We start from the raw sequence: 13,211 nt of genomic DNA on the forward strand, positions 1-13,211 counted from the left end.
TGGATGAGTAGGAGAGCGATCGCCTTTTTGTCACCAAATCATTCCAAGTCAGGTAGTTCTCCAAACCGTTCCCGATAACGAGCTAGTTTTGCCTCTAACTCTACTGCCTGCCGCTGAGCTTCATCTGCTCGTTGTCGTTCCTGTTGTGCCAATTCTTCAGGTGTTGGCAACAAGTCACCTTCTAGGGTTTCCCAGCGTAACCAACGGGCAGTTATTCCCTGGTAAATTCCCTCCCGGCGTACCAATGCTAATCCTAGCTGCTGGCTAATAAGTCGATTTTGGGCATCGGGTTGAATTTCTACATAGATACCATCTTGCAAGGCAAAACCCGCCCACTCACCGCTAAAAGGGTCGAACCAGAAATAATTCGGGACTCGCAAGCGATTTTGATAAACTTGCTTCTTCTCATTTTTATCCTGCTGGGCGGTGCTGTCTGATAATAATTCAATTACCAAATCTGGCCCTTTGCCTTCTTCCCAAATCACCCAACTCTTGCGTTCTCGCCTCGGTACATCTAGCACCACAAATACATCTGGCCCATTAAAGTCTTTGTTGCGTACTTGTTCCAGGCTGTAGTACACAAACATATTGCCACCAACGAAAACATCCTGGCGCTCTGCCCACAACAGCAATAAAGTGTTGATCAGCAGCTGCATTTGCAAAACATGGCGCTGGCTTTCCATCGTCTCACCATCATCGTAGGGCAGTTCATCTTGTGTGGGAGGAATTGTTATCCCGTCGGCTAATTCTGCTAAGGTCATCGGTTCTGACATTGCCAATCCCCGCGCTTGTATTATTTCAAGTTTAATTACTCAAAGACGATTCCCCAACCCCCCGCTCAATTGGGGGGCTTTAGCGTCAGCTTTTTTTATTAAATTGGTGTTGTAGATTCGATAACGGCTTCGGCTTGGTGAACTAAGTTTCTCAACTTATCCACCATTTCTCGATCGACGTTTTGCCACAATCCCCGCTGATTGGCTTCTAGCAACCGTTCTGCCATATCTCGCAATGCCCAAGGATTCTTCTGCTGGATGAAATCTTGCACAGATTGGTCGAATAAGTACGCCTCTGCAACTCCTTGATACATGAAATCTTCCACACAATTTGCTGTGGCATCGTAGGCGAAGAGATAATCTACGGTTGCTGCCATTTCAAATGCACCTTTGTAACCGTGACGCATGACTCCGGCAATCCATTTTGGATTTACGACACGGGAACGATATACTCGCGCAATTTCTTCGCGCAGTTGCCGCACTTTGGGGTTTTCAGGAAGGGAATTATCCCCAAAATAAGTTTGAGGATTTTTGCCACTCAACGCCCTTACGGCTGCTGTTAAACCGCCTTGAAATTGATAGTAATCATCTGAATCTAGTAAGTCGTGTTCTCGGTTATCTTGATTGTGCAACACGATTTGCATCTGGCGTAGACGCTGCTCAAAGGCTTCTGGGGCGGAGATTCCCCCTAAACCTCCTTTGCTAAGGGGAGGAGAAGAAATGTCTTCGTGCGCCTCCCTTTTTAAGGGGGGATTGGGGGGATCTACGGTGCTAGTGTAGGCGTAACTACTCCAGTTGATGTAGGCACGGGCTAAATCTTGGTCATCTGTCCAGTTTTGGGCTTCGATTAAGCCTTGCAATCCAGCACCGTAGGCACCGGGTTTAGAACCAAAGATGCGATAGCGCGATCGCATTTCTGCCTGTTCCTGATTTAACCCAGATGCTTGCCATAACTCGGTTTCTTGTTTAACTTGCGCTGCTAAAGGGTTTTGTTCTGGCGGTTCATCCAGCGCCGCTACAGCTGTCACCGCTTGATCGAATAGATCGATTAAGTTAGGAAAAGCATCGCGGAAAAAGCCAGAGATTCTCAGCGTGACATCGACGCGGGGACGATTTAAGACAGATATTGGCAAAATTTCAAAATCTACCACCCGCCGCGAGGGACTATCCCACACGGGTTGCACTCCCAACAATGCCAGCGCTTCTGCCAAATCATCGCCGCCAGTCCGCATGGTGGAAGTTCCCCATACGGATAGTCCTAGTGTTTTAGGATACTCGCCATTTTCTTGCGTATATCGTTCAATTAAGGCTTCTGCTGCTTTGCGTCCGACCAGCCAAGCCGTTTCTGTGGGAATAGCCCGAATATCAACTGAGTAAAAATTGCGACCCGTAGGCAGAACATCCGGGCGTCCCCGTGTCGGTGCGCCAGAGGCACCGCTGGGGACAAAGCGCCCATCTAAGCCTCGCAATAGATTGGCGATTTCTTGGGTGGTTTGTTGCAGGGAAGGAAGGAGGGAGTTGCGTATCCACTCCATTTCTCTTTGCGTAAGATCGCCTACGTCTACCCCACCCCAGCCCTCCCCGTTAACGGGGAGGGGGCAAGAAGGAATGACAGGGGGGGGGGCGATGAGTAAATATTCCACCAAGTTAGCTGCTTGTTGTTCTAATGCCTCAACTGCATCTCCGACAGTGCGGCAGGATGTCACCCCACGCCAACCCTCACCGCCGACAGGGAGGGGGAAAGCGGGATCGGCTGTCAAGGGGTCGAAATCTAAACCCCAATCTTGGGCTAGAGCGCGAGTTAAGCCGATACGATGAGTACCGGGATGACGAGCGATCGCCACTATCAAATCCCTGAGTTGTCGCCCCTGCGGACATTGCCCAAAAATGTGCAACCCATCTCGAATTTGAGCTTCTTTCAATTCGCACAGATACCCATCAGCATGGGAGAGAAGAGAGTTTTGAATGCTTACTTTTGAGTTTTGAGTTAAAGAGTCTGCTTGCTCTTGCCACCCTAAATCTTGCTGTAAGTTTTCTTGCAATATTAATTGAGTGATGCGATCGCTTATTACTGGCAGGCGCGACGGATCTAAACTCTGAGCTTCATAATACTCATCAATTAAACCTTCCAATTGTTGCAAAGAACCATAAAGTTCAGCGCGAGTCATCGGCGGCGTTAAATGGTCAATAATTACCGCTTGGGCGCGACGCTTGGCTTGCGAACCTTCACCAGGGTCATTAACAATAAAAGGATAAAGATGAGGCAACGCCCCTAACGCCACCTCTGGATAACAATTTTCAGAGAGGGCAACACTTTTACCCGGCAACCATTCCAAATTCCCATGTTTCCCCACATGAACGATTGCATCAGCTTCAAAATGTTGTCGCACCCAATAGTAGAAAGCTAGATAACGATGAGGCGGTTCCAAATCCGGGGCGTGATAATTCAAACTAGGGTCAATATCGTAACCCCGCGCTGGTTGAATCCCCACAAAAACATTACCCAGAAAAATACCAGGAACAGCAAAAAATCTCTCTTCTTCCCTCTCTTCCTTGGTGTCGTGGGCTTCGCCCCGCTTCGCTATCGCGTCTTGGCGGTTCATCTCCAAAACCGAACTCCAGCGATCGCCTATTCCCTTCTGCACTCCCACTTGCAACGTCGCAAAATACTGCTGATATTCTTCCTCACAGACAAATTGCCGTACTGGGCGCAATTGCCCCTCCGGATCGTTCGTCACCCCAGCCGTTAAAAGCCCAATCAATTCATCTCCAGTTGCCGGAATATTTTCAACCTGATACCCAGCCAACTGCAACGCCTTGAGTATTTCCACACAACTTGCTGGCGTATCCAACCCAACACCATTGGCAAGACGCCCATCTCGGTTGGGATAATTAGCCAAAATCAGGGCAATTCGCCTCTTTGATGGTGGAGTTTGGCGTAGTTTTACCCAATTAGAGGCTAAGTCAGCGACGAACTCAATGCGATCGCGTACCGGCTCATAAATCACCACATCCGTTTCCAACTGAGGATTCCGAGTTTGCACCGCCTTAAACGAAACCGCACGGCTAATAATCCGCCCATCCACTTCTGGCAGCGCTACATTCATCGCCATATCGCGTGGCGATAGCCCCTGAAACCCAGATTCCCACTGTTCCACCGTGCCACCGCTGAGGATTACCTGCAACACTGGTACATCTAAAGTGCTGAGTGCTAATGGCTCATTGCTAATCGCTAATTGACCATTAGCGATTGGTAATGAGCTAATCGCAAAGCTGGTGGTACTGAGCAAAACTTGTATGGGTTCTGCATCTTTGGGTTGGAGTAGTTGCAACACTTCTGCTTGCACATCCGGATCTCGCAGGGAAGAGACAAAAACAGGGACAGGTTCTAATTTGCGTGCAGCTAAAGCTTGGCAAAGAGCATCAATTACAGCCGTATTTCCAGCTAAATAATGGGCGCGATAGAACAAAATACCAACTTTCGCCTCTAACCTCTCCCCCAACCCCTCTGTGGCAAGGAAAGGAGAGTCATTCTCCCCCTGCCCTCGTAGGGAAGGGGGCTGGGGGGTTAGGTTTTTCTTAGCTAACCTCTCCCCCAACCCCTCTCCTTGCCGGAAAGGGGAGTCATTCTCCCCCTGCCCTCGTAGGGAAGGGGGCTGGGGGGTTAGGTTTTTCTTAATTGGAAATAGAAAATCAGTATTTCCTTCCTCATTCTCCATTTCCCATTGATAAAGCCCCACGCGAGGAACTTCTTGCGGTGCTGGGGGATTGTAGCTACCTTCTAGACAAACATCTGCAATAAATTTTAGGGCATTGGCGAAATTTTCCCCTCCGCCTTCGATGAGGTAGCGCCACAACTGGTTAACTACTGATAGAGAAACGGTAGAATGACTGATTAAATCAGGATCGGGGCGATCGTCTCCTGGCAAGACAATCAATGCTGCACCAGTTCGTTGCACTGTCTCGCGTACCACTTCTAACCCGTAAGACCAGTAGGAACGTCCTCCCAGTAGCCGTAGAATAATTACCTGCGCCTGCTCTAGCACTTCCTCAGCGTAAGTATCAATACTGAGCTGTTGCTGCAACTGCAAGAGATTGACGACTCGTAGCGCTGGAAATCCCTCTGGCAATTTGGATATGGCGGCGGCGAGAGTTTGAATATCGGTGTCAGCTGCGGTGAGAAGGACGATGGGAGCAGGGGTTTGCTCGATAAAAATGACACCTTCAGCGTCAGGATTCCATCCCCCAGGAGTAGCGGCTAGACGATGCATAATAGCGATTTTAGATTTTAGATTGGCTCTTGCCAAGGTATGAATTTCTCACACTTAGCTGAAAGTTGATTGCTCAAAGCTCATAGTTCGTTGTTCAATGTTCATGGCATTTGACGATGAACCATGAACCAAAATTCACAACGATTGAACGCTCTGAGTCAAGGTCTGATTGTATCTTGTCAGGCTCCGACTGACTCGCCTCTACATGAGCCGTCGGTGATTGCCGCGATCGCGCAAGCAGCTATCCTGAATGGAGCTGTCGGTGTCAGAATTGATACACCTGCTCATGTGCAGGCAGTACGGGAACGGGTAGCTTCCCCGATTATCGGGCTGTGGAAACAACAGATACCGGGGTACGAAGTATATATTACGCCGCAGTTTGAACACGCGGAAGCGATCGCTCAAGCCGGTGCGGACATTATCGCTATTGATGCTACTTTACGCGATCGCCCAGGCGCGGAAACGGTAGAAACACTCATTACCCGGATTCACGATGAATTAGGCAAGCCGGTGATGGCTGATGTGGATACGATAGAGAGTGCGATCGCTGCTGCTGCCGCTGGTGCTGATATTGTAGGGACTACGCTCTATGGTTACACTGCCCAAACGAAAAATTTTGTCCCTCCTGGCTTCGATCTTCTCGCCCAAATAGTAGAGCAGATAGGCGTTCCAGCGATTTGTGAAGGTGGCATTGCCTCACCGCAGCAGGCTAAACACGCTTTGGAACTGGGAGCTTATGCTGTTGTCGTTGGTACCGCGATTACAGGTATAGATTACAACGTCAAAATGTACCGTGCTGCTTTCCAAAATAGCGATAATTCATAAGTTTTAGCTAAAAAATATTGTAAAAATTACAACTTTAACTACTTAATTATCAGTACTATCCCGGAAACAGAAGTTGGTTTATAGATTTAGTCTAAGCACGTAGGTAGTTACTGGGATATACTACTTTAGGTAGAGGCACTAAAAGATCGCTCTAGTTATCTTGGTGGTCTAAAAAATTGTAAATGTGCTAGGGCGCTACCTAAGGTAATTATTATGCACGCTTTACCACGAGTCATCAGGAAAACAGGATTTTTATGGGCGTTGGTTGCAGTGGGTGCGTTTCAGGGATTGCTGATTACCTGGATGCTGCCAACCCAAAGTTTGGACTTTAAAAATCCGGCGCAATCGGTGCGTGCGGGAAATCGGTAGTTAAGCACAAAAAACAAAAATACCCTCGATGCCTCGAAGGTATGACCAAAAAAAGTATTTTATCTGGATTTGGCGGCACCGACGCAACAACTAACTCGCCGCTAGTAGACGCCGCTTCACAATCACTATCGTGTTTCCCACGACTGGGCTACGCGCTAGCAGGTTGCCTTGAGAATCGGCTAGTTGTAGCTTGCTGAAGTCGAGTTCTCTAGCACGTTGCAGCATTTCAGCAGCTAATTTGTCCTGCTTGGAGACAGGGAGATTGTACCAAGCATCTCCTAGCTTCACGATTAGCAAGCTGCCTGGAAAGTTAGCTTCAATCGACTGAATCAGCCCATTTTCATATTGGCTGGTAATTTCAGCGACTCGATTTTGGATAGACGCAATCAGGTTTTGCTCTGGAGTTAGCACTGGGGGAGGCGGCGTGGCAGTTTCCACGAGTTCCGGTGCTTCAGGCGCTTTTAATTCTGGTGGAGTGGTGATTTGTGAAGTCGGAATCGCCACGTCAGTAGGAGACTTCCCAGGTATCAGGGCGGCTGTTGTCCAGAGTACTACGAGAAGAACGCCTGCGATCGCTCCCGACAAAGCCGTATCAGACAGCTTTTGATTGATTGTTTCTGGCAGAATTGAGCGGATTCTCGCCAGCGTCGCATTCCACAACATCACAAAGCGCATCCAACTCTGACGGAACCTCTCTAGAGGACTCGGCGTCGCTGGCACAGGCACCACCTCAGCAGGCGGTGTCTCAGGTGTTGGCGTGTCCGCAGCTGTCTCTAGGGCTGGCGTCTCTGTAGCCAGTGCTGGTGCTTCTGTCGTCACTTCTTTTGTCTGCGTTGTCACCCCCTCAGTAGGTTGAAATACCACCTTTTCCGGAGGAGAAGGAGTCCTTGAGGGTAACTGTACGGTAGGTTCTGCCTCCAGTTTTTCGACAACCCCTTCCAGCACCTGAATTGTGCCACGCAGAGTTTTAAGGCTTTGCACTTTCAGAACGGGTTGGAATCTAGCCCAAATTTGCTGGAGGGCTTTTCCCGATTGGCTTTTTGCCCCCGTGGGCGTCGGCGTTTGGGATGCTGGTTTGGCTGCTTTTGGCTGTTTCGGTTGATCTTCTGACATCGAATTTCCCCTGAGGGCAGTGCAAATAGGTGCAATTACGGTAAATTTTTACCGAATGCTGCCTTCACAGCCCTAATCTACCACTTTGCTATTCTGCTTTAATCGACTTGCGCCCAACTTACGTAACTCTTAATCAAGTAATCCATGCCCCTTAAACGCCGTGACTTTCTAATTTTAAGTAGCCTCAGTGGCTTCGGCTTAGCTTTTTTGGTCAGAAAATTCCGCAGCCAAATCGCTCAGAGTCAGGATATCAACTCAGCAGAGGCTTTAAAACCCTCTCCCTCCAACTTAGGCTCCAAATCGACAACCGTTAGTTCATCACAATCCCCTCTCCTGCGCTTTGTCTCCGTAGCTGATACCGGCACCGGCTCGACAAGCCAGTATGCTGTGGCGGCGGCAATGGCTCGTTACCACGCGCTAAAACCCTTCGATTTGGCAATTCTTGCTGGTGACAATATTTATAACAACGGTGAAATCGAGAAAATTGTTGATGTTTTTGAGCGTCCGTATCAAGTTTTATTGCAGCGCGGAGTAAAATTTCAAGCTTGTCTAGGCAACCACGACATCCGCACCGATAATGGTGACCCCCAAGTGCGCTATCCAGGCTTTAATATGCAGGGACGACGCTACTACACATTTCGCCGCAACCCCGTACAATTTTTTGCTTTAGATACTAATGATAATGCTGACTGGAAATCGCAACTAAAATGGTTAGAAAAAGAACTCAGCAGTAGCGATGCGCCTTGGAAAGTTGTGTTTGGTCATCACCAGATTTATTCATCGGGTGCATATGGGGTCAATCAACCCTTTATACAAACCTTGACGCCGCTATTTAAAAAGTACGGAGTGCAACTTTACATCAACGGTCACGACCACCATTATGAGCGCACTCAGTCCATCAATGGTACTACCTATCTCATCTGTGGAGCAGGTGCAGGACTCCGCCCGGTGGATAGTTCAGAATGGACGGCACATTCTGCTAGTCAGCTGAGTTTTGCCGCATTTAATGTGTATCCAGACAGAATAATCATTAGCGGTATCGGCACCGATAACCGCATTTTCGACCAAGGCATCATTCCTCTACAATCAGCCTGATTCAAACTATGAAAGTCAAGCGCTTGAAAATGACTTCATTTCGGGGAATCAGCGACATGACGCTAGATTTCCAAACAGATGAGCCAAACGTACTCATCGGTATCAACGGAGTGGGAAAATCAAGTATTCTCGATTGTCTTGCCATTCTTTTGTATGGTTTTGTAGCAAGTATTCGATTCCCCTCAAGCACTGAACGTCTTTTCAGTGACCAAGACATTACAAATACACACCAAGAGACACACAAGGAGATTACAATTCAACTTGATTGGCAGCAAGTAACATGGTCTCTCACCTCAGTCCGCACAGGAAGCAGTAAAAAAGCAAGCAGCGAGCTGAGTCAGTTACCAGCGCTTGTTGATAACATACGCCAGCAATTGGAAACTAACAGTAATGCCAACATACCTTTAGCAGTGTACTACGGAGTCGATCGTACTGTTATTGAGACTCCTCTGGAGATTTTTCCAGAAGCATACTTTAAGCCAATAGATGCTTATGAGCAAGCAATAACTCTGAAGCAAATCAACTTCAGCAACTTCTTCCAATGGTTTAGGGCTTTGGAAGATGTGGAGAACGAAGAACGGCGGGATAACCCTGATTATCGCGATCGCCAGTTGGAAGCAGTGAGACTTGCGATCGCTTCTGTAGCACCAGACTTCTCAAAATTGCGGGTGAGAAGATCGCCTTTGCGAATGACTGTAACAAAACAAGGTCAGGAACTCACTGTCAATCAACTATCAGATGGCGAGAAATGCTTATTGGCAATGGTGGGAGATTTGGCAATACGGTTAGCGATCGCAAACCCATCTTTAGAAAATCCACTCCAAGGGGAGGGCGTTGTTCTGATTGACGAAATTGAACTACACCTTCACCCGAAATGGCAACGCAAAATTATTCCAGCACTAACAAGAACATTTCCTAATTGTCAGTTCATCGTTACAACCCATTCACCACAGGTAATTAGCGAAGTTAAACCTAATGGAATCTATATTCTAGAGGCAACATCACTTCGGCAAGGCTCAGTGACCACTGAAGGTGTTGTTGCCAAACGTCCAGAAAGTTCTTATGGGAGAGACAGCAATCGTATTCTAGAAGACCTCATGGATACTCCAGCACGTCCGCAGGAAATTAAGGATCATCTTTTAGAGTTATTTCGACTCATCGACAAGGGGGATCTTGACGGTGCTAGGCAATTGCGCCAACAAATCGTTGATGAAATCGGAGAGTCGGAGCCTGAGTTAGTCAAGGCGAGTGTGTCCATCCGACGCAAGGAGATTTTGAGTCGGTGAGATACATCCAAAAGGGTGAGGAACCGACAGGCTTCTCGGAATGGAAAGAGCAGAGGAACGAGGATTGGATACCCGCTTGGGATAACCTCAGTACACCACAGAAACCAATGGTGCATGATGCTTTGCTGCGGGAACAGGGTTATATCTGTTGCTACTGCGGGAGGAGAATTACCAGAGACACCAGCCATGTCGAGCATCTAAAGCCCAGGAAAACTTATCCAAACTTAGCACTAGAGTACACGAATCTATTGGCTTCATGCCAACGAGAAAGAGAACGTAAAGAACCCCTGCACTGTGGGAGCAAGAAAGATGATTGGTACGACGAGCATCTGATAGTTTCGCCTCTGGATGCGAACTGTGCTGAGTTTTTCAGGTATACCGATGATGGACAGATTATAGCAACAGAGGCTCCAGAGAAAAAATCTGCTGCCCAGACAACAATTGATCAGCTTGGACTCGATATTCCTAAGCTGAATGCAATGCGTCGTGCAGCGATTGAGGTCATCTTAGAAGACATTGACTCGCTCACAGATGAGGAGAAACAAAAGCTGCTCCAAGGCTTCGAGCAACCTGATGCCAACGGGTAATACGAAGAGTTTTGTGCTGCGATCGCGTATATCCTTAAGGCGTACTATCCTTAATATTGAGCTAGATTAATGGATAGGAGGAAGTACGCGATCGCATCTACAGCATTAGCCTATTTCACTGCGAACCCTTAACTTTTTAATCTCCCAACAAGACAAAATATTTCATTCTATTAAAAAATATAAAAAACAACAAAAATTATGAAATTGCAGAATCTCCAAATTAGATTATTACTTCTTGTCTTGGCTTGTGCAATTGGTTTCAGTATTCAATCACTATCCTTAGCACAAAAAGACACTCAACCACCCAGTAAACCTGTCCAATCTGCTCAGATTACCTCGCCGCCTTCCCAATCACTCGCTCAACAAGGCGACAAGTTAATTATTACTCAATTAAATAGCGAGTTTAACATAGGTTTGAACGAGACAGCTATCTTACGCGCTGAAAATATTTGGGTAAGATTTACTGAAGTTACAGAAAATTCACGCTGTCCTATTAATGTCCAGTGTATTTGGGCGGGACGAGCAAAAATTGTGGTAAATATTTGGAAAGATAGTCAAAATATAGGGGATTTTGTTTTAATTAGTGGTGGTGGAAGTCCAGCATTAGCAGTTCAAAACTTTGCTGGCAACTATAATATTAAGTTTGTAGACCTTCAGCCAGCTCCCATTAGTGGTTCACAAACTCGAAAATCAGCCTACATTGCCACCCTGATGATTTCTAAAACAACGGATAAGATTTGAGGTATAGCAGTCTTAGATGAGTTGTGAAATCTTCTTTTGTTACAAACTAACGTTCGCGTTCGCGTAGCGGCGCGGATGCGCGAGAGGGATGCGCTCTCTTCGCTTTAGGCGCGTTGGCGTAGGCTGCGCTCTCTTCGTTTAGGACACGAAGGAAAGAGAGAAGAGTTCATGAATGAATTAAGATTGATATATAGCAGTTCTAAATGATTCCTGAAGGCGAGATCCCCAACTTCGTAGGAGTTGTCAGGGATCTGAACCGCTGACATCTCACAATTCAAATAGGATTGCTATAGCAGTTTTTTTAACTGGAACCATATTTTGAACAGGATTTAATTTTTTTATAGTACAAGTAAGTAACTAAAAGATGAAGCGCATAAACATTATCATTTCAGGTTTTCTTCTAAGTACTAGCCTGACTGCTACAGCAGCCTACAGTCAACGCATTTCCCCAAGTTCAATACTACCTACATCCAGTCCTATTCCAAATTTTAATCAAAGCGAACCCAAAAATTGGGAGATAAATGTCAAAGAAATTTTAGAAACTCCTAATTTAGCTGACTGCAAATTTTGGATGATGCTTGGGGTAATCCTCGCTGCTGGAAGCCTTGGTGGATTAGTCTACGAACTGCTTAATCTACAGGGAAATATTGAGTTACCGCATAAGCCGACCGATGATGATTTGGCGGTAAAGTTTGCCTATGCTCATGCTAGAAATGTGATTGATTTAGGCGTGGTGGCGCGATTGCTAATTGGTGCCCTTGCTGCACCCCCTGCTATAGCGGTTGTCCGACCAGAAACGGCTTTTGTCCTGTTAGCAACCTCAGCAGTTGCTGGTTCCGCAGGTACTTTGATCTTTCGCGCTCTACAGGATCGACTATTGGTCGCGGTACTTCAAACTGGGATAGACGAGATGGGTGCAAGAACTATAAAGCCGCAACAACCTATTGATGAAGCGATTAAAGATTTTGACAAGCTAGTGCAGGAAGTGCGGAAGCATTCAGAAAGTCCCAGAGGATTGACTGAGCTGAAGTTTACCAAAGATGCGACTTTAGACCCCAGAGACTTCGAGGAAGTCAGTAAACATTTGAATCAAATTAAAGGAGTAAATCCTAAAGTAGACGAGGCGATTGAGGTTTTTAAAGAGCTGGTGCAGGAAGTCCGAAAACACTCAGAAAGTCCTAGCGGTACTACTAAACTAAAGATTATTAAGGGTACAGTTTTGCCATTTGAACATTTAGAGAAGATAAAAACACTTTTGTGGCAAGCTAAAAAAGATACTGAAACCGCTACATCCGCAAATGGTAGTACTGCTTCTCAATTAGCATCTGAGCCGACTCCACCCGCAGACGGTGGCACTCCTTCTCACAAATGAAATAAATTCAGGCATTGAGCTTGTACTGTAGCCTAATAAAAGTAGAATTATTAGGTTGTTGCTACATCAAGTTTAAACTGTGCAAGCTGCATGGCATTTTTTCAATCTATCAAAAGAGTGAATTCTTCTAAGAATTTATGATTGGAAAACATCTATCTAGAGATTGGTTTAGCTGATAAGCCAGATGAAGTAAATATAGGATGCTAAACCTAATGAGATTGTGTTCTATGAAACTGAATTATTTTACGAAACGGCTTTCGACTGTAGGACGCTGGCTGGCTACAACGCTGTTTTGTGTGTCAGCGATCGCCTTTGTTTGGCAGGGTGCATTTTTCTCAAACACCTCAGCAATGGCTGCTCCTACTGCAAACTTGATCGCATCGGCAGGCACGAGCGATCAGGTTAAAGGAAAAGTCCATGAAGATACTGGACGAGCCAAGAATTTCATCGAAGATGCCAAAGACAAGGTAAAAGAAACTGCAAATAAAAATGCCGAGCGAGTCGAGGACGCAACGGATGGCAATGGTAGTTTCGTTGAGCGCAAAGCCAACAGAGATGCGGCGCGAATTGAGAAAAGAGCAAATGAAGATGCGGCTCGGACTGAGAAAGCAGTAGATAACACAAAGAATGTTGTTGAACGTACTGTTGATAGCATCAAGGATGCCTTTAGTAACTAGAGATTAGTTATTAGGAAAGAAAGGTCAATGTACATTGTTCCGCTCATTGCATTGAATCTAAAGGAGCGATGTACATTGATTGGCTGGTGGCAATTCTACTTC

The 13,211-nt window shown here is 46.5% G+C and carries 11 protein-coding genes; 8 read left to right on the top strand and 3 right to left on the bottom strand.

Features of this window, described 5'->3' with window-relative positions:
• Positions 1–38: 38 nt before the first annotated feature.
• Both ACFW2W_RS00405 and cobN read right to left on the bottom strand, forming a co-directional pair.
• Positions 39–773, bottom strand: coding sequence for a Uma2 family endonuclease (locus ACFW2W_RS00405; RefSeq protein WP_378171863.1), 735 nt, complete (start codon positions 771–773; stop codon positions 39–41).
• A 98-nt stretch (positions 774–871) separates the two neighbouring features.
• Positions 872–5,044: a cobaltochelatase subunit CobN gene (cobN, locus tag ACFW2W_RS00410; RefSeq protein ID WP_378171864.1), complete on the bottom strand. Its 4,173-nt coding sequence runs from the start codon at positions 5,042–5,044 to the stop codon at positions 872–874.
• Positions 5,045–5,167: 123 nt separating this feature from the next.
• Between cobN and ACFW2W_RS00415 the strand changes: the two genes are divergently transcribed.
• Together ACFW2W_RS00415 and ACFW2W_RS00420 are read left to right on the top strand one after the other, a co-directional pair.
• Complete coding sequence (locus ACFW2W_RS00415; RefSeq protein ID WP_378171866.1) at positions 5,168–5,869, top strand: N-acetylmannosamine-6-phosphate 2-epimerase; 702 nt, start codon at positions 5,168–5,170, stop codon at positions 5,867–5,869.
• Positions 5,870–6,082: 213 nt separating this feature from the next.
• Positions 6,083–6,238 carry a hypothetical protein gene (locus ACFW2W_RS00420; protein ID WP_378171868.1) on the top strand — a complete coding sequence of 52 codons (156 nt, stop codon included), beginning with the start codon at positions 6,083–6,085 and terminating at the stop codon, positions 6,236–6,238.
• Between the two features lie 90 nt (positions 6,239–6,328).
• Here ACFW2W_RS00420 and ACFW2W_RS00425 read toward each other — a convergent pair whose 3' ends face one another.
• Complete coding sequence (locus ACFW2W_RS00425) at positions 6,329–7,351, bottom strand: hypothetical protein (RefSeq protein WP_378171870.1); 1,023 nt, start codon at positions 7,349–7,351, stop codon at positions 6,329–6,331.
• Positions 7,352–7,495: 144 nt separating this feature from the next.
• On the opposite strand from ACFW2W_RS00425, the gene ACFW2W_RS00430 reads away from it, so the two are divergent.
• From ACFW2W_RS00430 to ACFW2W_RS00455, 6 genes are all read left to right on the top strand, one after another.
• Entirely contained in the window at positions 7,496–8,446 is a 951-nt protein-coding gene (locus ACFW2W_RS00430; protein WP_378171872.1) for a metallophosphoesterase family protein, read from the top strand.
• 8 nt (positions 8,447–8,454) lie between these two features.
• On the top strand, positions 8,455–9,732 hold the full coding sequence (locus ACFW2W_RS00435) for an AAA family ATPase (protein WP_378171874.1): 1,278 nt from the start codon (positions 8,455–8,457) through the stop codon (positions 9,730–9,732).
• On the top strand, positions 9,729–10,319 hold the full coding sequence (locus ACFW2W_RS00440) for a retron system putative HNH endonuclease (RefSeq protein WP_378171876.1): 591 nt from the start codon (positions 9,729–9,731) through the stop codon (positions 10,317–10,319). The genes ACFW2W_RS00435 and ACFW2W_RS00440 overlap by 4 nt, the downstream gene beginning before the upstream one ends.
• Positions 10,320–10,517: 198 nt before the next feature.
• Positions 10,518–11,060 (top strand): hypothetical protein, encoded by a 543-nt coding sequence (locus ACFW2W_RS00445; RefSeq protein WP_378171877.1) that lies wholly within the window; start codon positions 10,518–10,520, stop codon positions 11,058–11,060.
• A 364-nt stretch (positions 11,061–11,424) separates the two neighbouring features.
• On the top strand, positions 11,425–12,432 hold the full coding sequence (locus ACFW2W_RS00450; RefSeq protein ID WP_378171879.1) for a hypothetical protein: 1,008 nt from the start codon (positions 11,425–11,427) through the stop codon (positions 12,430–12,432).
• 227 nt (positions 12,433–12,659) lie between these two features.
• Complete coding sequence (locus ACFW2W_RS00455) at positions 12,660–13,109, top strand: hypothetical protein (protein ID WP_378171881.1); 450 nt, start codon at positions 12,660–12,662, stop codon at positions 13,107–13,109.
• Positions 13,110–13,211: the final 102 nt, after the last annotated feature.

This window comes from Coleofasciculus sp. H7-2, assembly GCF_042747725.1.
GTDB lineage: Bacteria > Cyanobacteriota > Cyanobacteriia > Cyanobacteriales > FACHB-T130 > FACHB-T130.

Coding starts and splice junctions, on each gene's coding strand:
- ACFW2W_RS00405 (WP_378171863.1), bottom strand. CDS start 773: ATGTCAGAACCGATGACCTTAGCAGAATTAGCCGACGGGATAACAATT.
- cobN (WP_378171864.1), bottom strand. CDS start 5,044: ATGCATCGTCTAGCCGCTACTCCTGGGGGATGGAATCCTGACGCTGAA.
- ACFW2W_RS00415 (WP_378171866.1), top strand. CDS start 5,168: ATGAACCAAAATTCACAACGATTGAACGCTCTGAGTCAAGGTCTGATT.
- ACFW2W_RS00420 (WP_378171868.1), top strand. CDS start 6,083: ATGCACGCTTTACCACGAGTCATCAGGAAAACAGGATTTTTATGGGCG.
- ACFW2W_RS00425 (WP_378171870.1), bottom strand. CDS start 7,351: ATGTCAGAAGATCAACCGAAACAGCCAAAAGCAGCCAAACCAGCATCC.
- ACFW2W_RS00430 (WP_378171872.1), top strand. CDS start 7,496: ATGCCCCTTAAACGCCGTGACTTTCTAATTTTAAGTAGCCTCAGTGGC.
- ACFW2W_RS00435 (WP_378171874.1), top strand. CDS start 8,455: ATGAAAGTCAAGCGCTTGAAAATGACTTCATTTCGGGGAATCAGCGAC.
- ACFW2W_RS00445 (WP_378171877.1), top strand. CDS start 10,518: ATGAAATTGCAGAATCTCCAAATTAGATTATTACTTCTTGTCTTGGCT.
- ACFW2W_RS00450 (WP_378171879.1), top strand. CDS start 11,425: ATGAAGCGCATAAACATTATCATTTCAGGTTTTCTTCTAAGTACTAGC.
- ACFW2W_RS00455 (WP_378171881.1), top strand. CDS start 12,660: ATGAAACTGAATTATTTTACGAAACGGCTTTCGACTGTAGGACGCTGG.